15 protein-coding genes are annotated in these 19,779 nt (G+C 64.6%); all 15 read left to right on the top strand.

Features of this window, described 5'->3' with window-relative positions; translation table 11 throughout:
• The first annotated feature begins 16 nt into the window (after positions 1–16).
• The 15 genes from hflK to GJ698_RS16890 all read left to right on the top strand — a co-directional run bounded on the left by hflK (position 17) and on the right by GJ698_RS16890 (position 19,774).
• Positions 17–1,327 (top strand): FtsH protease activity modulator HflK, encoded by a 1,311-nt coding sequence (gene hflK, locus GJ698_RS16960; RefSeq protein WP_229260031.1) that lies wholly within the window; start codon positions 17–19, stop codon positions 1,325–1,327.
• Complete coding sequence (gene hflC / locus GJ698_RS16955) at positions 1,327–2,238, top strand: protease modulator HflC (RefSeq protein ID WP_154359040.1); 912 nt, start codon at positions 1,327–1,329, stop codon at positions 2,236–2,238. Before hflK ends, hflC begins: the two co-directional genes overlap by 1 nt.
• Before the next feature lie 154 nt (positions 2,239–2,392).
• Positions 2,393–3,553 carry an ATP phosphoribosyltransferase regulatory subunit gene (locus tag GJ698_RS16950; protein ID WP_154359039.1) on the top strand — a complete coding sequence of 387 codons (1,161 nt, stop codon included), beginning with the start codon at positions 2,393–2,395 and terminating at the stop codon, positions 3,551–3,553.
• Positions 3,554–3,557: 4 nt separating this feature from the next.
• Positions 3,558–4,868 carry an adenylosuccinate synthase gene (locus GJ698_RS16945; protein WP_154359038.1) on the top strand — a complete coding sequence of 437 codons (1,311 nt, stop codon included), beginning with the start codon at positions 3,558–3,560 and terminating at the stop codon, positions 4,866–4,868.
• Positions 4,869–4,880: 12 nt separating this feature from the next.
• Positions 4,881–5,426: a phosphoribosyltransferase gene (locus tag GJ698_RS16940; RefSeq protein WP_154359037.1), complete on the top strand. Its 546-nt coding sequence runs from the start codon at positions 4,881–4,883 to the stop codon at positions 5,424–5,426.
• A gap of 48 nt (positions 5,427–5,474) precedes the next feature.
• Positions 5,475–6,071 carry a MarC family protein gene (locus tag GJ698_RS16935; protein WP_154359036.1) on the top strand — a complete coding sequence of 199 codons (597 nt, stop codon included), beginning with the start codon at positions 5,475–5,477 and terminating at the stop codon, positions 6,069–6,071.
• Between the two features lie 24 nt (positions 6,072–6,095).
• A complete protein-coding gene (locus GJ698_RS16930) occupies positions 6,096–6,785 on the top strand; it encodes an MgtC/SapB family protein (RefSeq protein WP_154359035.1) in 690 nt (229 codons plus the stop codon).
• A 179-nt stretch (positions 6,786–6,964) separates the two neighbouring features.
• Complete coding sequence (locus GJ698_RS16925; RefSeq protein ID WP_154359034.1) at positions 6,965–7,978, top strand: LacI family DNA-binding transcriptional regulator; 1,014 nt, start codon at positions 6,965–6,967, stop codon at positions 7,976–7,978.
• A 61-nt stretch (positions 7,979–8,039) separates the two neighbouring features.
• On the top strand, positions 8,040–10,892 hold the full coding sequence (locus tag GJ698_RS16920) for a TonB-dependent receptor (RefSeq protein ID WP_154359033.1): 2,853 nt from the start codon (positions 8,040–8,042) through the stop codon (positions 10,890–10,892).
• 7 nt (positions 10,893–10,899) lie between these two features.
• Positions 10,900–12,309, top strand: coding sequence for a glucoamylase family protein (locus GJ698_RS16915; RefSeq protein ID WP_154359032.1), 1,410 nt, complete (start codon positions 10,900–10,902; stop codon positions 12,307–12,309).
• Positions 12,306–13,571, top strand: coding sequence for a sugar ABC transporter substrate-binding protein (locus tag GJ698_RS16910; RefSeq protein ID WP_208023839.1), 1,266 nt, complete (start codon positions 12,306–12,308; stop codon positions 13,569–13,571). The genes GJ698_RS16915 and GJ698_RS16910 overlap by 4 nt, the downstream gene beginning before the upstream one ends.
• Positions 13,568–14,443, top strand: a complete 876-nt coding sequence (locus GJ698_RS16905; protein ID WP_154359031.1) for a carbohydrate ABC transporter permease — start codon at positions 13,568–13,570, stop codon at positions 14,441–14,443. The genes GJ698_RS16910 and GJ698_RS16905 overlap by 4 nt, the downstream gene beginning before the upstream one ends.
• Positions 14,440–15,255, top strand: coding sequence for a carbohydrate ABC transporter permease (locus GJ698_RS16900; protein WP_154359030.1), 816 nt, complete (start codon positions 14,440–14,442; stop codon positions 15,253–15,255). The genes GJ698_RS16905 and GJ698_RS16900 overlap by 4 nt, the downstream gene beginning before the upstream one ends.
• On the top strand, positions 15,252–18,395 hold the full coding sequence (locus GJ698_RS16895; RefSeq protein WP_154359029.1) for a discoidin domain-containing protein: 3,144 nt from the start codon (positions 15,252–15,254) through the stop codon (positions 18,393–18,395). The genes GJ698_RS16900 and GJ698_RS16895 overlap by 4 nt, the downstream gene beginning before the upstream one ends.
• A 20-nt stretch (positions 18,396–18,415) precedes the next feature.
• The gene (locus GJ698_RS16890) at positions 18,416–19,774 is read left to right on the top strand and encodes a GH1 family beta-glucosidase (protein WP_154359028.1); all 1,359 of its coding nucleotides are present in this window, start codon (positions 18,416–18,418) and stop codon (positions 19,772–19,774) included.
• The last annotated feature ends 5 nt before the right edge of the window (positions 19,775–19,779 follow it).

Below are 19,779 nucleotides of genomic sequence, written 5' to 3'. Positions count from 1 at the left end.
GCGTGTCTCCTCACTTATGAAACGACTTGGCATCAAGCTGTCGCTGAACGACCCTCGCTGGGGGAAGGACGACAAGCCGCAAGCCAATGAAGGCAAGAAGCCGGGCGACGGCGGCCCGCCGGACATGGAGCAACTGTGGCGCGATTTCAATCAGCGCCTGAACGGCTTGTTCGGCCAGAAGCGCCCGCCCAACAACAATAACAACGACAACAACAGCGGCGGCGACGGCGGCGGCAATCGCCCCGACATCAGCGGCGGCGTGCGCGCCACGGCCGGCGCCATCGGCGCGGTGGTCGCGCTGATCTGGCTCGCCAGCGGTTCGTTCATCGTGCAGGAGGGCCAGACCGGCGTGGTCTACACCTTCGGTAAAGTCAGCCACACCACCGGCTCCGGTTTCAACTGGCGCTGGCCGTACCCGTTCCAGAGCGACGAGACGGTGAAGGTGTCGCAGATGCGCATGGTGGAAATCGGCTACCGTGGCAATATCAAGAACAAGCAGGCGCGCGAATCGCTGATGCTGACCGACGATGAAAACATCATCGACATCCAGTTCGCCGTGCAGTTCAAGCTGAAGGATCCGGTTGCGTGGCTGATGAACAACCGCGACGAGGAAGACACCGTGCGTCAGGTGGCAGAAACCTCGATCCGCGAAATCGTCGGCAAGAACAAGATGGACTTCGTGCTGTATGAAGGCCGCGACAAGGTCGCCTTTGAAACCCAGCAGCTGATGCAGCAGATCCTCGACCGCTACGCTTCGGGCGTGCTGGTGTCCAGCGTCACGCTGCAGGCGGTGCAGCCGCCGGAGCAGGTGCAGATCGCCTTCGACGACGCGGTGAAAGCAGGGCAGGACCGCGAGCGTCAGAAAAACGAAGGCCAGGCCTACGCCAATGAAGTCATTCCGAAGGCGCACGGCTACGCTTCGCGCCTGATGCAGGAAGCCGAGGGCTATCGCTCGATGGTGGTGGAAAACGCCACCGGTAACGCCTCGCGCTTCAAGCAGGTGCTGGTCGAGTACCAGAAGGCGCCGGGCGTGACGCGCGACCGCATGTACCTCGACACCATGCAGCAGATCTTCTCCAGCGCCAGCAAGGTGATGGTGGACGCCAAGTCCGGCAGCAACCTGCTGTACCTGCCGCTCGACAAGCTGATCGCCCAGGCGGCGGCCACCGATGCACAGGCCGCCGCGGCCCGCGCCGCGGCGCAGGCTGCGGCCAATCCGCCGGCCGCCAGCGCCACGCTGCCGTCCGACCTGATGCCGTCGGTGGAAGTGAACCGCCAGCGCGATCCGCGTTCGCGCGAAGCCTTACGTGACCGGGAGAGCCGTTAATGAATCGCATAGCTAGTACCGTTGTCCTGGCGTTTATCGCGCTGATGCTGCTGTCGTCGACCGTGTTCGTGGTCGACCAGCGCAAGTACGCGATCGTCTTCGCGCTGGGCCAGATCAAGGAAGTCATCCGCGAGCCTGGCCTGCACTTCAAGCTGCCGCCGCCGTTCCAGAACGTGCTGCTGCTGGATAACCGCATCATGACCATCGAATCGCCGGACGCCGAGCGCTTCATCACCGCCGAGAAGATGAACATCCTGGTGGACAGCTTCGTCAAATGGCGTATCGGCCGCGGCGAAGCGCAGCCGAAGCTGTACTACGTCACCTTTGGCGGCGACGAAAGCCGCGCGCGCGACCGCATGTCGCAGATCATCAAGGCGGCGCTGAACGAGGAAATCACCAAGCGCACCGTGTCGGAAGTGATCTCCGGCCAGCGCGGCAAGGTGATGGAAGGCATCCGCGCCAAGGTGGTGCAGGAAGCCGCGCAGATCGGCGTCGAGATCATCGACGTGCGCCTGAAGCGCGTGGAATACGTCGAGCAGATCAACAACTCGGTGTACGACCGCATGAAGGCCGAGCGCATGCGTGTGGCCAACGAGCTGCGTTCGACCGGTTCGGCGGAATCTGAAAAGATCCGCGCCGACGCCGACCGCCAGCGCGCCGTGATCCTGGCCGAAGCCTACCGCGACGCCGAGGAAATCCGCGGCGAGGGCGACGCCAAGGCGTCGGCCATCTACGCCGATGCGTTTGGCCGCAATCCGGAGTTCTACAAGTTCTACCGCAGCCTGGAGGCCTACCGCGCCACCTTCAAGAACCATGGCGACGTGATGGTGATGGATTCCAGCTCGGACTTCTTCAAGTACTTCAAAGGCTCGGGCGCCGGCGGCGCCGCCCCGGCTCCGGCCAAAAAGTAAGGCCGTACCTGCACCGGGAAGCCGCGCTGGCTTCCCGGATCGCATCTTTTTCCCCTCCGTAGGCGCATTTTCGCGTAAAATATCAGGTTCGGCTGTCCAGTTCGCGGCCGTGGGCCTGCGCGCCCCATTGTTCATTTCTTAATTAAATAGTCCCATGCCAAATTGGCTGCTGCCCGAGAATATCGCCGACGTTTTGCCGTCGGAAGCACGCAAGATTGAAGAGTTGCGTCGCCTGATGCTGGATAATTTCCGCCTGTACGGCTACGAGCTCGTCATGCCGCCGCTGCTGGAGTATCTGGAATCGCTGCTGACCGGCGCCGGCGCCGACACCGATCTGCGCACCTTCAAGCTGGTCGACCAGCTGTCGGGCCGCATGCTGGGCCTGCGTCCGGACATGACCACCCAGGTCGCCCGCATCGACGCCCACCTGCTGAACCGTGCCTCCGTCACCCGCCTGTGCTACGCCGGCAGCGTGCTGCATACCCGTCCGTCGGGCCTGCATGCCACCCGCGAGCCGCTGCAGATCGGCTGCGAGATGTACGGCCACGCCGGCCTCGAAGCCGACGCCGAGATCCAGGAACTGGCGCTGGCGTCGCTGGCCCTGGCCGGCTTCACCGCCGTGCGGCTGGACCTGACCCACGTCGGCGTGCTGCGCGCGCTGCTGGAAAACTGCCCGGCCGCCAAGCGCGACGAGGCCAAGCTGTATGCGGCGCTGCGCGCCAAGGACGTGCCGGACCTGCAGGCCCTGACCCACGACTACGCGCCGCTGGTGCGCGATGCGTTGCTGGCCCTGCCGAGCCTGTACGGCGACATCGACGTCTTGAACAAGGCGCGCGAAGTGCTGCCGGACCTGCCGGGCATCGCCAAGGCGCTGGCCGAACTGGCCGCGCTGGCGGCGTCGGCCATCGGCCGCGCCCAGGTCGCCATCGACCTGGCCGACCTGCGCGGCTACCAATACGAAAGCGGCGCGATGTTCGCGCTGTATGTGCCAGGCTTGCCGAACGCGGTGGCGCGCGGCGGCCGATACGATCACGTAGGCGAGGCCTTCGGCCGGGCGCGTCCCGCCACCGGCTTCTCGCTCGACCTGCGCGAACTGGCGCGCCTGTTGCCCACTGCGGAACGCAAGCATTCGATCCGCGCGCCGTGGGGCAATGCGCCGGAATTGAAGGAAAAAATCGCCGAGCTGCGCAAGTCCGGCGAAGTGGTGATCCAGAGTATGCCGGGTCACAGCCACGAACTGGACGAGTTCGAGTGCGATCGCGCGCTGGTCCTCGAAGAGCATGGTAGTAACTGGATTCTTAAAAACTTAGGTTAATGTGATGTCAAACAAAAACGCAAAAAACGTCGTCGTCATCGGTACCCAATGGGGCGATGAAGGTAAAGGCAAAATCGTCGACTGGCTGACCGACCACGCCCAGGGTGTGGTGCGCTTCCAGGGCGGCCACAACGCCGGCCATACGCTGGTCATCGGCGGCGTCAAAACTGCGCTGCAACTGATCCCGTCGGGCATCATGCGCCCAGGCGTGGCCTGCTACATCGGCAACGGTGTGGTGGTGTCGGTGCCGGACGTGCTGCGCGAAATCGACAAGCTGGAAGCCGTGGGCGTCGAAGTCGCCTCGCGCCTGAAAGTGTCGGACGCCGCCCCGGTGATCCTGCCGTACCACGCTGCCCTGGACCACGCGCGCGAAGCCGCCCGCGGCGACGCCAAGATCGGCACCACCGGCAAGGGCATCGGCCCGGCCTACGAAGACAAGGTGGCCCGCCGCGCCATCCGTATCGCCGACCTGCTGAACGAAAAGCGTTTCGCCGAGAAGCTGGAAGCCAACCTGGACTACCATAACTTCGTGCTGGAAAACTATCTGAAGGCGCCGAAGGTCGACTACCAGAAGACCCTGGACGACGCGCTGGCCTACGTGCCGCGCCTGCGCCCGATGGTCACCGACGTGTCGAGCGCGCTGTACAAGGCGCACAAGGCCGGCGCCAACCTGCTGTTTGAAGGCGCGCAAGGCTCGCTGCTGGACGTCGACCACGGCACCTATCCGTTCGTCACCTCGTCGAACTGCGTGGCCGGCAATGCCGCCGCCGGCACCGGCGTCGGTCCGAACATGCTGCACTACATCATGGGCATCACCAAGGCCTACACCACCCGCGTGGGTTCCGGTCCGTTCCCGTCGGAACTGCCAACCGACGCCGGCGTGGGCCACCACCTGGCGCAAGTGGGCCACGAGTTCGGCACCGTGACGGGCCGCGCCCGCCGCTGCGGCTGGTTCGACGCCGCGCTGCTGCGCCGCTCGGTGCAAATCAACGGCGTGACCGGCATGTGCCTGACCAAGCTGGACGTGCTGGACGGCCTGGAATCGCTGAAGCTGTGCACCGGCTACACCATCGACGGCGAAGCGGTCGACATCTTCCCGTCGGGCGCCGAGGAAGCCGCGCGCTGCGTGCCGGTGTACGAAGAAATGCCGGGCTGGAAGGAAAGCACCGTGGGCGCCAAGACCATGGAAGCCCTGCCGGTTGCCGCGCGCAACTACATCAAGCGCATCGAAGAACTGGTCGGCGTGCCGATCGACATGGTATCGACCGGTCCGGATCGTGAAGAAACGATCGTGCTGCGTCATCCGTTCGCCTAATCAAGGAAATTTATGACCACTCCACAATCGAACGAAAAACACCTCTGGGTCTCCTGGGACGAGTACCACCGCCTGATCGAGCGCCTGGCGCTCAAGGTGCACGAGTCGGGCTGGAAATTTGACATGGTGCTGTGCCTGGCGCGCGGCGGCGTGCGTCCGGGCGACGTGTTCTCGCGCATCTTCGACGTGCCGCTGGCGATCCTGTCGACCAGCTCGTACCGCGAAGACAAGGGCACCACCCAGGGCGACCTGGACATCGCCAAGTACATGACGATGACCAAAGGCCCGCTGAGCGGCAAGATCCTGCTGGTCGACGACCTGGCCGATTCCGGCGTCACCCTGACCAAGGTCATGCAGCACCTGAAGGACAACTTCGAAGGCGTGACCGAAGTCAAGTCGGCGGTGATCTGGACCAAGGGCAGCTCGGCTTTCCGTCCGGACTACCAGATGGAAGAACTGCCGCACAACCCATGGATCCACCAGCCGTTCGAAGACTACGACGGCCTGCGTCCGCACCAGCTGGCGGCGTGGATCAAGAAAGGCGAAACGGCCGCCTAAGCCGTTGTAACAAGGGAGCTGCGGCTCCCTTTTTTCTTTCGAGAGCTTATGACCCAGGACTTCTTCCAGACTTTCATCCTGCTGGTGCTGGTGACCGACCCGTTCGGCAACGTGCCGCTGTTTGCCAGCGTGCTCAATCCGGTGCCGGTGGCGCGCCGGCCGCGCATCGTCATCCGCGAATGCGCGATCGCCTTTGTGCTGCTGCTGATCTTCATGTTCTTCGGCCGCCATTTCTTGAGCGCGCTGCACCTGTCGGAAGTGGCGCTGCGCATCGGCGGCGCCGTGATCCTGTTGCTGATCTCGATCCGCATGATCTTCCCGCATCCCGATGGCGTGCTGGGCCGCACCGACGGCGCCGAGCCCTTCATCGTGCCGCTGGCGATCCCGGCGCTGGCCGGGCCGTCGGCGCTGGCCACGGTGCTGCTGTTCTCGCGCGAGAGCACGGGGGAGGTGCTGGTGCACGTGGCGGCGCTGTCGGCGGTGGGCGTGGTGTGGCTGGCGGTGTTCCTCAGTGCCGAGAAGCTGCAGAAAGTCCTCGGCCCGCAAGTGATGACGGCCTTCGAGCGCCTGATGGGATTGATCTTGACGGCGATGTCGGTCGAGATGCTGCTGGGCGGGATACGCGAGTTTGTCAAATCGCTGTAAAGTGGTGCTTTTGCGGAGGTATGCATGCATCAGGTAACGCAATGGGACATGATCGGCCGTTTGGCGCTGTCGGCTTTGCTGGGCAGTTTTATCGGCTATGAGCGCGAGCGCCTGGCATGGGCTGCCGGGCTGCGCACGCACATGCTGGTGTGTGTCGGCTCGACCCTGATCATGATCGTGTCGGCCTACGGTTTCGCCGACGTCACGGCGCCGGGCGTTGGACTCGATCCTTCGCGGATGGCGGCGCAGGTGGTGTCCGGCATCGGCTTCCTTGGCGCCGGCGCCATCATGGCGCGCGGCGAGATCGTGCGCGGCCTGACGACGGCGGCCAGCGTCTGGTCGGTGGCCGGCATCGGGCTTGCGGTCGGTGGCGGCCTGTATATTCCGGCGGTGGCGGCAACCGTCATCATTCTGATCATCCTGGCCGGCATCAAGCCGCTGGAGCGGCGCTTCATCGCCAGCCGCCAGCTGCGGGCGATCGTTATCTTCACCGAACGCGATGCGCTGTCGTTGCCAAGGCTGCACGAAGCCCTCGGTCCTGGCAGCGCCCGCGTCAAGACTTTCGTCATGCGCCACAAGGCTGGCGCACCCGATATCGACGAAATCCAGATCACGCTGTCGCGCCTGACGCAAGGGCAGTTCAGCGCCGTCAGCAAGCGCCTCGGCGAACTACCCGGCGTGCTCGAAATCAAAGAAGGCGAAGTCTCCACCTGACATTGCAAAGTGGCGACGCCAGCTGATATGCACAATCTTGTAAAAAAAGCTTTGGTGCGCGCTGAAATTGCGAGTAGACTTTATTAGGTATTGATGTAACCGGTTACATTCGTTGTCTGGATAGCCGGTTTTATTTTTTGATATCAATGTAACCGGTTACATTTTCAAAAAGGCGGAACATGGCAGTGACGATCAAGGATGTGGCGCAGGCAGCCGGCGTGTCGGTGGCGTCGGTGTCGCGCGCGCTCAACGGCCATGCCAGCATCACCGACGACACCCGCAAGCATGTGCTGGACGTGGTCAAGCGCATGCGCTACATGCCGCACGTGGGCGCGCGCAGCCTGACCACCAGCACCACCAACACCATCGGCGTGCTGCTGCCGGACCTGTACGGCGAATTCTTCTCGGAAATGATCCGCGGCATCGACGGCGCCGCACGCCAGCGCGGCCTGCACCTGATGGTCTCCAGCCTGCACGGCGACGCCGACGAGGCGGCGCTGGCCCTGCGCGCCATGCGCGGCCGCGTCGACGGCCTGCTGGTGATGTCGCCGCACGTCGACGCCGCCTTCTTGTCGGACAACCTGCCGGACGAGCTGCCCATCGTGCTGATGAACACCGCCGGTGGCGACGGCCATTATCCGTCGCTGTCGGTCGACAACTACAGCGCCGCCCACGCCATGGTGGCACACCTGGTCGCATGCGGCTATCACGAGATCGCCTTCGTCGCTGGACCGGCCGGCAACTACGAGGCGCAGGAACGCCTGCGCGGCTACCGCGCGGCGCTGGCGCGGCTGGCGCCCGGCGCGCAGCCGCGCGTGTTCGACGGCGACTTCTCGGAGCAGTCCGGCGAAGCGGTGGGCCGTGCGCTGCTGGCGATGCCGGCTGAACAGCGTCCCGCCGCGCTGTTTGCCGCCAACGACATGATGGCCATCGGCGCGCTGCTCACCCTGACCCAGGGCGGCGTGCAGGTGCCGCGCGACATGGCGCTGGCCGGCTTCGATGATATTCCCATCGCGCGCTATGTCAGCCCGGCGCTGACCACGGTGCGCGTCCCCATCGCCGATCTCGGCGTGCAGTCGCTGGAGCGCCTGCTGTCGGCCATCGGCCATGCCGGGCGCGGCGCGGCCAGCACCGAAACGCTGGCCGCCGAGCTGGTGCTGCGCGCCTCCACGGGAGAGTCCAGTTCACCTTAAGCACGTCTGTACCACCACAGCTTCATGACCTAGATACATACAAAAAAATCAGGAGACAAGCATGAAAACAGCGACACACCGCAGCCCCGCATTACGTCTTTCCGTCATGGCCGCCGCCCTGGCGGCCGCCTTGCTGGCCACGCCCTACGCCAGCGCGCAACTGAGCAGCGCCACCATCCAGGGCCAGATCACGCGCGGCAGCACCGCCGCCGCCGGCACCGCCGTGGTGGCGGTCAACCAGCTCAATGGCTACGCCTACAACGCCGTCACCCATGCCGACGGCAGCTATGTGCTGACCGGTGTGGCGCCGGGCACCTACCAGATCAAGGTCGGCGACCAGGCGTCGGAACTGGTGACGGTCAGCGTCGGCCAGACCAGCCAGGTCGACCTGCAATTGCAGGAAGGCGTGACGCAGGTGGTGATCACCGGTTCGGCCACGCGCCGCGATGTGGCAGGCTCGGAAGTCGGCACCTCGGTGTCGCGCCAGCAGATCGAGAAGCTGCCGCAGGTGACGCGCAACTTCCTGTCGTTCGCCGACCTGGCGCCGGGCGTGCGCTTCAACGTCGACCAGAGCGGCAACGTCAAGCTGCAGAGCGGGGCGCAGAACCAGGACAACGTCAACGTCTTCATCGACGGCGTCAGCCAGAAGAACAACATCCTGCGCGGCGGCGTGTCAGGCATCGATTCGAGCCGAGGCAATCCCTTCCCGCAGTCGGCGGTGGCCGAGTACAAGGTGATCTCGCAGAACTACAAGGCGGAGTATGACCAGGTGTCCAGCGCCGCCATCACGGCCGTCACCAAGTCCGGCGGCAACGAGCTGCATGGCGACGCCTTCTGGGACCACACCGGCACCAACCTGACCGCGCTCGATCCGTTCCAGAAGGACGCCGAGAAGCAGGGCATTGCGCGGCCGGCGTCGTCGCAGGACCAGTATGGCGTCACGCTCGGCGGCCCGATCAAGAAGGACGTGGCGCACTACTTCTTCGCCTACGAGGGCAAGAAGATCGACAGCCCGCGCCAGGTGATCGCACAGCGCACCGACCTGCTGCCGAACGCCGGCATCGTGCCGTCGCTGCTGGCGCAGCAGGGCGCCACCGTGTCGTCGTTCAAGGAAGACCTGTTCCTGCTGAAACTCGACGCGCAGATCAACAACGAACAGCGGGTCGAGGCCACCGCGCGCATCCGCCGCGAGACCGACCTGATCCCCGAAGACATGAAGCTCAGCGTGGCGGAGAATACGCTCAACCGCAGCAACGACGAAGACCGCTTCGACTTCAAGCACGAGTGGAGCAGCAATGGCTGGCTGAACGAAGCGCGGCTGGGCTACGAGAAGTACACCTGGAATCCGCATTCGACCGCCGTCAATCCCTACATCCGTTACCAGGTCTCACCCAGCAACACCGACAACAACGTGGTGGACGTGCTGATCACCGGCGGCTCGCCGAACAACCAGTTCCGCCAGCAGAGCGGCCAGCTGTTCCAGGATGACCTGACCTACACCGGCCTGAAAGGCCACACGATGAAGGGCGGCTTCAAGGTCAAGCACATCAGCTACAACCTGTCCGGCACCGCGCGCGCGGTGGACCAGTTGTACGAACGGATCGACACCGTCACCGGCCTGGCCAGCATCATCCGCACCGATCCGGCGATTCCGGCGGCCGGCGTCGACTTCGACAACAACCAGTACGGCATCTACTTCCAGGACGACTGGCAGGTCAACGACAAGCTGCTGCTGAATCTCGGCCTGCGCTACGACTACGAAGACAATATGCTGAACGACAGCTATGTCACGCCAGCCGACCGCGTCGCCATCTTCAACAAGCAGGATCCGCGTGACGGCGCGCCGGCCGGCCAGACCTATGCGCAGTCGCTGGCCAAGGGCGGCATCAACATCAACGACTACATCAGCACCGGCAACAGCCGCAAGCCGTTCAAGAACGCCTGGGCGCCGCGCCTCGGCATGTCCTACGATATCAAGGGCGACCGCGCGTCGGTGCTGTTCGCGGGCTGGGGCCGCGCCTACGACCGCACCATCGCCAACCACGCGCTGGACGAAACGCAGAAAAATGCACAGGCCGGCGGCGAGATCTGGATGATCAAGAACGATCACAAGATGGCCTACACCGACCAGTACAGCCTTGGCCTGCGCCAGGCGCTGGGCGTGTGGAACGGCGAGGTGGGCTACACCAACTCGCGCAGCCACAACCAGTTCAACTGGTTCGGCGGCAACCGCGATCCGCAGGGCGGCTGGGCGCAGCAAAGCCCGATCGATCCGCTGTGGGGTTCGGTGCCGGGCTACTCGACGCTGGTGCTGGGCGACTTCATCACCGAGGCCAAGACCGATGCGGTCTACCTGAAGGCGGACAAGCCTTACACCAAGGCCTCCACCTGGAGCCTGGGCGCGACCTATACCTACAGCCGCGGCGAGACCACCAACAAGGAGTGGACCAACGATATCTTCAACTGGACCTACGGCCGCTTCGCGCGCGCGTGGAATCCGTCGACCGACGTCGAACGTCACCGGCTGGTGGTGGCCGGCGTGTCGGACGGCTGGCTGCCGTGGGGCCTGATGATGTCCGGGAAGCTGACGCTCGGCTCCGGCCTGCCATACCGCATCACCGACTGCTCCAAGGGCTTCGACCAGTGCGTGTCGGCCAAGGGCGACGGCGCCGCTTTCCACCAGGTGGACGTGGGCCTGTCGAAGGACGTCGTGTTCCGCTTCGGCCGCGTGTCGCTGCGCGCCGACGTGCTCAATCTGTTCAACAGCATCAACTACGGCGGCTATGACGGCTGGGTCGGTGGTCCGGGCAATCCGCAGAACCGCTTCGGCGGCGACAACAAGAACCTGGGCACGCCGAATTCCGTCGGCGGTCCGATGCGCACCGTGAAGTTCAGCGCCCGTTATGCTTTCTGAGTCCCTTATGCGAAACCGTACCGTCCTCAATTTGCTGGTGGCCTCCTGCGCGCTGTTGGGCGCAGGCCAGGCGTTGGCCCGCGATGCTTCCTTGCCGCCGGTGTTCGACGACATCGAACAGCGCACCTTCCGGTTTTTCTGGGAGACCACCAACCCCGCCAATGGCCTGGTGCCGGACCGCCATCCGACGCCGTCGTTCTCCAGCGTGGCGGCGGTGGGCTTCGGCCTGACCGCCTATCCGATCGGCGTTGAACGCGGCTACATCACGCGCCAGCAGGCGCGCGACCGCGTGCTGGCCACGCTGCGCTTCTTCCGCAATGCGCCCCAGGGGCCGGACAAGGGCACGGTCACCAGCGGCTACAAGGGTTTCTTCTACCACTTCCTCGACATGAAAACCGGCTTGCGCTACAACGACAAGGTGGAACTGTCGACCGTCGATACCGCGCTGTTCCTGGCCGGTGCGCTGTTCTGCGAATCCTACTTCGACGGCAGCGACGCCGGCGAACAGGAAATCCGCAAGCTGGCCAAGGAGATCTACGAGCGGGTCGACTGGACCTGGGCGCAGACGCGCAAACCGTCCATCGCGCTGGGATGGGAGCCGGAATCCGGCTTCCACGGCTACGACTGGAAGGGCTACAACGAAGCGATGCTGATCTACGTGCTGGCCCTCGGCTCGCCGACGCATGCGGTGCAGCCGGACGCGTGGAAAGCCTGGACCAGCACCTACGACAAAAGCCTGGAGGGCAAGCGCGGCGAAGAACATCTCGGCTTCCCGTCGCTGTTCGTGCACCAGTACAGCCATGTGTGGATCGACTTCCGTGGCATCCGCGACGAGTACATGCGCGGACGTGGCTACGACTATTTCGAGAACAGCCGCCGCGCCACTTATGCCCAGCAAGCCTACGCGGTGGCCAATCCGCTGCGCTGCAAGGGGTATGGCCTGAACGTCTGGGGTATCACCGCCAGCGACGGTCCGGTCGACCAGGTGCTGGAGTACAACGGCACGCAACTGCCGTTCCGCACCTACTCGGCGCGCGGCATCGGCGGCCTGAAAACCTACGACGACTGCACGCTGGCGCCGACAGCCGCCGCCTCTTCGCTGCCGTTCGCGCCGGAGATCGTGGTGCCGGCGGTGCTGGAGATGAAGCAGCGCTACGGTGACTTCATCTACGGCGAATACGGCTTCTACGACGCCTTCAATCCCAGCTTCACCTACAACCTGCCGGTGTCGCAAGGACAGGTGGTGGCGGGCAAAGGCTGGGTGGACAAGGACTACCTGGGCATCGACCAGGGACCGATCATCGCCATGACGGAGAACTATCGCAGCGAGCTGGTATGGCGCGTGATGCGCAAGCATCCGGCGATTCGCCTTGGACTGCAACGCGCCGGCTTTACCGGCGGCTGGCTGGAAAAATGACGCGACGCTTTTCCATTGCATTGCTGCTGTCGCTGGCCACGCTGCTGTCGTCCTGCACGCAGCGGCAGGAGCAGGGCGTGGTGCTGAAGTTCTGGGCCATGGGCCGCGAGGGCGAAGTGGTGACGGCGCTGATTCCGGAGTTCGAACGCACGCATCCCGGCGTGCGGGTCGAAGTCCAGCAGCTGCCGTGGACCGCCGCTCACGAAAAGCTGCTGACTGCCTTTGCCGGCGAAGTGATGCCGGATGTTTTCCAACTTGGGAATACCTGGATACCGGAGTTCGAAGTGCTCAACGCGCTGGCGCCGCTGGATCGTCACGTCGCCGCATCGGCGGTGGTTAAACAGGACGATTATTTTCCCGGCATCTGGGATACCAATATGGTCGACGGCAAGCTGTGGGGGCTGCCGTGGTACGTCGATACGCGCGTGATGTTCTACCGCCAGGATATGCTGAAACGCGCCGGCTTCGCGACGCCGCCGCAAACCTGGACCGACTGGATGAAGGCGATGACCGCGATCAAACGCATCGTCGGTCCGGACAACTACGCCATCCTGCTGCCCAGCGATGAATTCGAACCGCTGCTGGCGCTGGCGCTGCAGCAGAACGAACCGCTGCTGCGCGACGGCGACCGCTATGGCAATTTCCGCAGCGCCGGCTTCCAGCGCAGCCTGCAGCTGTATGCCGACATGTATGCGCAGAAGCTGGCGCCGCTCAACCGCATCACCAACGTCTATCATGAATTCGGCATGGGCTATGTGTCGTTTTATATTTCCGGCCCGTGGAATATGGGCGAGTTCAAACGCCGCCTGCCGCCGGAGCAGCAGGACAAGTGGATGACCGCCATCCTGCCGGGTCCTGCGGGACCGGCCGCCTCGGTGGCCGGCGGTTCCAGCCTGGTGATGGCGTCGTCGTCCCATCACCAGACCGAGGCCTGGCAGTTGATCGAGTACCTGTCGCGCACCGAAGTCATGGCGCGCTTCAACGAACTTACCGGCGACCTGCCGCCGCGTCGCAGCAACTGGACCATGCCCAAGCTGGCGCAGGACGTCTATGCGCGCGCCTTCGCGCAGCAGTTCGAACGCGTGCGGCCGACGCCCAAGGTGCCGGAGTGGGAGCAGATCGCCACCGAGATGCGGCTGGTCGCCGAGCGCGTCACGCACGGCGAGCTGACCGTCGCGCAGGCGGCCGCGCTGCTGGACGCCAAGGCCGATCACATCCTCGAAAAGCGCCGCTGGATGCTGGCGCGGAAGGAGGCGCGATGAATTCGCAACGCGCCGCCTGGTGTTTCGTCGCACCGGCGCTTCTCGTCATCACCGTGTTCTTCTTCCTGCCGGTGCTGGCCGCGCTGGTCATGAGCCTGACCGATTTCGACATCTACGCGCTGTCCGACTTGCGCAACCTGCGCTTTGTCGGTCTACGCAACTACATCGAGCTGCTGCAAACGCCGCTGTTCTGGCAGGCCCTCGGCAATACGCTGTACTTCGTGGTGGTTGGCGTGCCGCTGTCGATCGCGGCGTCGCTGGGCGCCGCGCTGCTGCTGCATTCGCGGCTGACGTGGTTCAAGGGCCTGTTCCGCACGGCGTTCTTTGCACCGGTAGTGACCTCGCTGGTGGCGGTAGCTGTGATCTGGCGCTACCTGCTGCACACGCGCTACGGCATGATCAACTACGGCTTGCAGGGACTGGGTCTGCCGGCGATCGACTGGCTCAATGATCCGCAGTGGTCCATGCCGGCGATCATCCTGTTCGCGGTGTGGAAGAACTTCGGCTACAACATGATCATCTTCCTGGCCGGGCTGCAGAGCATTCCCGAGGATCTGTACGAGGCCGCTGGCCTGGACGGCGCCGGCACCTGGCAGCAGTTCCGCTTTGTGACCTGGCCGATGCTCGGGCCGACGCTGCTGATGGTCAGCATCCTCAGCATGACCGGTTACTTCCAGCTGTTCGCCGAGCCGTATGTGATGACGCAGGGCGGTCCGGTGCAAAGCACGGTCAGCGTGCTGTATTTCATGTATGAGCAGGGCTTCAAGTGGTGGAACCTGGGCGCGGCGTCGGCGGTGGCCTTCGTGCTGTTCGCGATCATGTTTGTCGTCACGCTGCTGCAGCTGCGCTTTGCGAAAGGAGGCGAGGTATGAAGCCGCGTGCCTTGCTGCTGAATGGCCTGATGCTGGGCGCAGGTCTCCTGACGCTGTTCCCGCTGCTGTGGATGTTGTCCGCGTCGCTGATGGCGCCGGGCGAGTCGAGCGGATTCCCGCTGCGGGTGCTGCCGCAGTCGCCAACGCTGTTCAACTACCGCGAGCTGTTCACCCATGCCGGCATTGGGCAGTATCTGCTGAACAGCGTGCTGCTGTCGTGCGCGGCCACGGTGCTGTCGCTGCTGTTCAACGTCAGCGCCGGCTATGCGTTCGCCAAGCTGCGCTTCCAGGGCCGCGAGCGGATCTTCAAGGTGATGCTGGGCGCGCTGGTGATTCCAAGCCAGGTGGCGATGTTGCCGCTGTTCCTGCTGCTGAAATATATGGGGCTGGTGAACAACTACGGCGCCGTGCTGGTGCCGGCAATGGCGGGCATCTTCGGCATCTTCCTGGTGCGCCAGTACGCGCTGACGATACCGGACGCTTTGCTGGAAGCGGCGCGCATGGATGGCGCCAGCGAATTCCAGATCTTCCGCATCATTGTGCTGCCGCTGCTGACACCCATTCTGGTCACGCTGGGGATCTTCACCTTCCTCGGCACGTGGAACGATTTCATGTGGCCGCTGATCGTGTTGACCGACAAGGAGCTTTACACGCTGCCGGTGGCGCTGGCGTCGCTGTCGCGCGAGCATGTGCAGGACAATGAGCTGATGATGGCCGGCTCTGTGTTGACCGTGCTGCCGGTGCTGCTGCTGTTCCTCGGCCTGCAACGCTATTACATCCAGGGCTTGCTGGTGGGGAGTGTCAAGGGATGAAGCAGTTGCGCATATTCCTGGCACTGATGCTGACCTCTGCCGTCGCCCTGGCCGCGCCATCGCGCATGCTGGACGACTTCTCCAATGTCGCCGCATGGCAGGCGCAGGCTTCCGACGGCGTGCAGTCGCGCGCCAGCGCCGCCGATGGCGGTCTGCGGCTGGATTTCGATTTCGCCGGCAGGGGAGGCTACGCCTTCGTGCGCCGCGGCCTGCCGCTGGACCTGCCCGACAATTACGAGATATCGTTCTACTTGCGGGCGGACGCGCCGGTCAATCATTTCGAATTCAAGCTGACCGACGCCAGCGGCGACAACGTCTGGTGGTTCCAGCAGCAGAACTATGCGTTCCCGAAGCAGTGGCAACTGGTGCGCATCAAGAAGCGCCAGATTGCCTTTGCCTGGGGACCGACCAAGGACCGCAACCTGACGCACGCCGACAAGCTGGAATTCGTGGTCAGCGCCGGCAGCGGTGGCGGCAAAGGTTCGGTCTATCTGCGGCAGCTGACGATCCGCGAATTGCCGCCAGTGCCGGCGACATGGCCGCAACCGGTGGCGCGCGCATCGTCCGCATTGCCGGGCGCTGGCGCCGCACTGGCGGTGGATGGCAAGCCCGCCAGCGCATGGATCAGCGCCGGCGGAGAGCGGCAGCTCATCATCGATCTTGGCGCGCAGCGCGAATTCGGCGGCCTGGTGCTCCACTGGCAGGGACGCCGTCATGCGAACCGCTACGACATTGAGTTTTCCGACGACGCCCGGCACTGGCGCACGGTGCGTCGCGTTAGCGCAGGCAATGGCGGCGACGATCCGCTGCGCCTGCCGGAATCGGAAACACGCTACATCCGTCTGGCGCTGCACGCCGGGCCAGCCAATGGCTATGCGCTGGCGGAGGTGGTGCTGAAAGACCTGGACTACGGCGCGACGCCGAACCAGTTCCTGTCGGCGGTAGCCGCCACCGCGCCACGCGGCCTGTATCCGCGCGGCTTCAGCGGCGAGCAGCCTTACTGGACGCTGGTCGGCGTCGATGGCGGCGGCGATCATAGCGCGCTGATTTCCGAGGACGGCGCGCTGGAAGCGAAGCAGGGCGGCTTCTCGCTGGAGCCTTTCGTGCGCGATGGCGGAAGGCTGTTCAGCTGGGCCGATGTGCAGGTCAGCCAAAGCCTCAAGGATGGCTATTTGCCGATGCCCACGGTGACGTGGCAGCATCCATCGTGGACGCTGAGCGTCACCGCTGCCGCCGCCGGATCGCCCGCTTCGTCGCAACTGCTGGCGCGTTATGAGTTGAGCAATCTGGAAGCGACGACGAAAAAACTGACGCTGGTGCTGGCCGCGCGCCCCTTCCAGGTCAACGCGCCGCGCCAGTTCCTCAACACGCCGGGCGGCTACAGCGCGATCAACGATCTGCAATGGGATGGCAAGGCGCTGACGATCAACGGCAGCGGCAAGGTCTATCCGCTGCGGCAGCCGGCCGGTGTGACGCTGGCGTCGTTCGACGCGGGTCTGCTGCCGGCCGCGCAGCCATCGCCGGGCGGCGGGCGCGCTCAGAAAGTACATGACGATGCAGGCATGGCATCCGCCGCACTCAGTTACGACATCACCTTGCCCCCGCACGGCAGCGTGGTGCTGGGCGCCATATTGCCGATGGCCGGCGCGGCCGCCAGCCCGGCGCCACAGGGCGATCCGGCCATCTGGCTCTCGGTCCAGCAGGAGCAGGTGGCAGCCGACTGGCGCGCCAAACTCAATCACGTCACGCTGACGCTGCCGCCAGCAGGGCAGCACATGGCCGACACCTTGCGTTCGTCGCTCGCCCACATCCTGATGACGCGCGAAGGCCATGCACTGCAGCCGGGAACGCGTTCCTATCGCCGCTCGTGGATACGCGACGGCGCCATGATGTCCGAAGCCCTGCTGCGCCTGGGGCAAGCCGAAACAGCCGCCAGCTATCTGCGCTGGTACGCGCCTTACCAGTTCGACAACGGCAAGGTGCCATGCTGCGTGGACCTGCGCGGCGCCGATCCGGTGCCGGAAAACGACAGCCACGGCGAACTGATATTCCTCGCCGCTGAACTCTACCGCTACACGCAGGACAAGGCGGCATTGGCTGCCGTGTGGCCGCGCGTCGAAGCCGCCGCCAGCTACATGGAAACACTGCGCCAATCGGAACGCACGGCGGCTAACCGCGCCGCCGGCCGAGAGTCCCTGTTTGGCCTGATGCCAGCGTCGATCAGCCACGAAGGCTACTCGGAAAAGCCCATGCATTCCTACTGGGACGACTTCTGGGCCATGCGCGGCTACAAGGATGCCGCCGACATCGCCGCCATTCTTGGCCACGGCGATGCGGCCCGGCGCCTGGACGCGCAGCGCGACGAATTCCGCGGCGACCTCTACGCATCGCTGGCGGCCAGTACGCGCGCACATGGCATCGACTATATGCCCGGCGCGGCTGAACTGGGCGATTTCGACCCGACATCGTCCACCATCGCCCTGACGCCGGGCGGCGAACAGCAGCATCTGCCGCCGGCGATGCTGCAGGCCACCTATGAAAAATACTGGGACTTCTTCCGCGCGCGCCGCGATGGCAGCAAAGCGTGGGAAGACTACACGCCCTATGAACTGCGCAATGTCAGCGCCTTCATCCGCCTGGGCTGGCGCGAGCGCGCGGCCGATCTGCTGGACTACTTCTACGCCGACCAGCGCCCACGCGCCTGGAACCAGTGGGCCGAGGTAGTGGGCCGCGATGCGCGCGCGTCACGCTTCCTGGGCGACATGCCGCACGGCTGGATCTCGTCCGACTATATCCGCGCCACCCTCGACTCCTTTGCCTACGAGCGCGAAGCCGATCACGCGCTGCTGCTGGCCGAAGGCGTGCCCACCGCATGGCTGGCCGGCGACGGCGTCGGCCTGCACGGCCTGCTCACACCATACGGGCCGCTCAGCTACACGCTGGCGCAGCAGGGCGGTAGCGTCACGCTGCGCATTGAGGCGATGCCGCACATGCCGCCGGGCGGCTTGGCCTACACCTGGCCATGGCCGACCGCTCCTGGCGCGGCAAGCCTCGATGGCCGGCCGGTGGCGTGGCAAGGACGCCAGATCACCATTACCAGTCTGCCAGCGGTACTGCACATCGACGGCGCACCGCTTTAACTTTCAGGGATATCGACACCATGAGCCAAACCATTCAATTTCCGCCTGACTTCCTGTGGGGCAGCGCCACCTCCGCCTACCAGATCGAAGGCTCGCCGCTGGCCGACGGCGCGGGACCGAGCATCTGGCAGCGCTTCTGCGCGGTGCCCGGCAATATGCGCGACGGCGATACCGGTGACATCGCCTGCGATCACTACAAGCGCTACAAGGACGATGTGGCGCTGATGGCCAAGCTGGGGCTGAAAGCCTACCGCTTCAGCGTATCGTGGAGCCGCATCCTGCCGCAAGGGCGTGGCGCGGTGAATCAGGCCGGCCTGGATTTCTACGGCAAGCTGATTGACGAGCTGCTGGCTCATGGCATCGAGCCGATGGTGACCTTGTACCATTGGGATCTGCCGGCGGCGCTGGACGATCGCGGCGGCTGGCTCAATCCCGACATCGCCGACTGGTTCACCGACTATGCACGCATCCTGTTCCAGGCCTTCGATGGCCGCGTCAAATCCTGGGCCACGCTGAACGAACCGTGGGTGGTGACGGACGGCGGCTACATGCACGGCACGCTGGCACCGGGCCACCGCAACCTGCATGAGGCGGCGCTGGCCAGCCATAACCTGATGCGTGCGCACGGCAGCGCGGTCAAGGCCTACCGCGAAATCGGCCGCCATCAGATCGGCATCGTTGTCAACATCGAGCCGAAATACCCGGCCAGCCAGTTCCAGGAAGATCTGGATGCGACACGGCGTGCCGACGCCTACATGAATCGCCAGTATCTGGATCCGATCTTCCTCGGCAGCTATCCGCCGGAACTGAAGCAGATGTTCGGCGACGCCTGGCCCGAATGGCCTGCCGCCGACTTTGAGCTGATCGGCCAGAAGCTGGACTTCGTCGGCATCAACTACTACACCCGCAGTGTGGTGCGCAACGAGCCGTCCAACTGGCCGCTGAAGGTGGCGCCGGTTCGCCAGCCGCAGGCGACCTACACCGAAACCGGCTGGGAAGTCTTCCCGCAGGGCCTGACCGATACGCTGACCAGCTTCAAGCAGCGCTACGGCGATACACCGCTGTACATCATGGAGAACGGCTCGGCGTTTTACGATCCGCCGAATGCGGAGAACGGCCGTGTGCACGATCCGCTGCGTGTCGATTGCCTGCGCAAGAACATGCAGGCCCTGAGCAACGCGCTGGCGCAGGGCGTCAATGTACGCGGCTACATGGTGTGGTCGCTGCTGGATAACCTTGAATGGTCGCTGGGCTTTTCCAAGCGCTTCGGCATCATCCACGTGAACTTTGCAACGCAGCAGCGGACGCTGAAGGACAGTGCCTACCTGTATGCCGATATCGTCGCCAGCAATGGCGCCTGTTTGAACCCAACCGTATAACCACC

Source organism: Duganella aquatilis, from assembly GCF_009674565.1.
Lineage (GTDB): Bacteria > Pseudomonadota > Gammaproteobacteria > Burkholderiales > Burkholderiaceae_D > Rugamonas > Rugamonas aquatilis.
This window is presented reverse-complemented; position numbering and strand designations above follow the sequence as displayed.

Excerpts from the sequence above, each read along its gene's own strand:
- hflK (WP_229260031.1), top strand. The coding sequence starts at position 17 with ATGAAACGACTTGGCATCAAGCTGTCGCTGAACGACCCTCGCTGGGGG.
- hflC (WP_154359040.1), top strand. The coding sequence starts at position 1,327 with ATGAATCGCATAGCTAGTACCGTTGTCCTGGCGTTTATCGCGCTGATG.
- GJ698_RS16950 (WP_154359039.1), top strand. The coding sequence starts at position 2,393 with ATGCCAAATTGGCTGCTGCCCGAGAATATCGCCGACGTTTTGCCGTCG.
- GJ698_RS16945 (WP_154359038.1), top strand. The coding sequence starts at position 3,558 with ATGTCAAACAAAAACGCAAAAAACGTCGTCGTCATCGGTACCCAATGG.
- GJ698_RS16940 (WP_154359037.1), top strand. The coding sequence starts at position 4,881 with ATGACCACTCCACAATCGAACGAAAAACACCTCTGGGTCTCCTGGGAC.
- GJ698_RS16935 (WP_154359036.1), top strand. The coding sequence starts at position 5,475 with ATGACCCAGGACTTCTTCCAGACTTTCATCCTGCTGGTGCTGGTGACC.
- GJ698_RS16930 (WP_154359035.1), top strand. The coding sequence starts at position 6,096 with ATGCATCAGGTAACGCAATGGGACATGATCGGCCGTTTGGCGCTGTCG.
- GJ698_RS16925 (WP_154359034.1), top strand. The coding sequence starts at position 6,965 with ATGGCAGTGACGATCAAGGATGTGGCGCAGGCAGCCGGCGTGTCGGTG.
- GJ698_RS16920 (WP_154359033.1), top strand. The coding sequence starts at position 8,040 with ATGAAAACAGCGACACACCGCAGCCCCGCATTACGTCTTTCCGTCATG.
- GJ698_RS16915 (WP_154359032.1), top strand. The coding sequence starts at position 10,900 with ATGCGAAACCGTACCGTCCTCAATTTGCTGGTGGCCTCCTGCGCGCTG.
- GJ698_RS16910 (WP_208023839.1), top strand. The coding sequence starts at position 12,306 with ATGACGCGACGCTTTTCCATTGCATTGCTGCTGTCGCTGGCCACGCTG.
- GJ698_RS16905 (WP_154359031.1), top strand. The coding sequence starts at position 13,568 with ATGAATTCGCAACGCGCCGCCTGGTGTTTCGTCGCACCGGCGCTTCTC.
- GJ698_RS16900 (WP_154359030.1), top strand. The coding sequence starts at position 14,440 with ATGAAGCCGCGTGCCTTGCTGCTGAATGGCCTGATGCTGGGCGCAGGT.
- GJ698_RS16895 (WP_154359029.1), top strand. The coding sequence starts at position 15,252 with ATGAAGCAGTTGCGCATATTCCTGGCACTGATGCTGACCTCTGCCGTC.
- GJ698_RS16890 (WP_154359028.1), top strand. The coding sequence starts at position 18,416 with ATGAGCCAAACCATTCAATTTCCGCCTGACTTCCTGTGGGGCAGCGCC.